This is a genomic window from Herbaspirillum sp. WGmk3, from assembly GCF_023952535.1.
GTDB lineage: Bacteria > Pseudomonadota > Gammaproteobacteria > Burkholderiales > Burkholderiaceae_D > Herbaspirillum > Herbaspirillum huttiense.
This window is the reverse complement of sequence record NZ_JAKYWT010000131.1, coordinates 1-247: the sequence shown is the minus strand read 5'-3', so window position 1 is coordinate 247 and position 247 is coordinate 1. Positions and strand designations below refer to the sequence as shown.

General features: G+C 52.6%; 1 protein-coding gene. It reads right to left on the bottom strand.

Annotated features, from left to right (window positions below):
- Positions 1 to 60: 60 nt before the first annotated feature.
- Positions 61 to 247 (bottom strand): hypothetical protein (locus MKD49_RS26195; RefSeq protein WP_371925524.1); only part of this gene is annotated, 187 nt, incomplete at its 5' end.

Sequence of the window (247 nt, the reverse complement as noted above, 5' to 3'; positions counted from 1 at the left end):
GTTCGGAGAACGTCACGTCGCCTTTCGTCAAACAGTTCTGGGTACAGGATGATCTCGAGGTCAGTGGTTGGCATGAGGGGCCTCCTTCAGAGCAGCAGGTGCGATGTCACAGATTTGTTTCTGATCGCGACGATCGACGACTAAGAAGAACACGAAGATCGCGGTGAAGCAGAAGGCGTTTACGATAAAACTGAGTCTCATGGATCCTGTGGTGTCGGACAGGAAGCCCTGCACTACTGGAATGGCA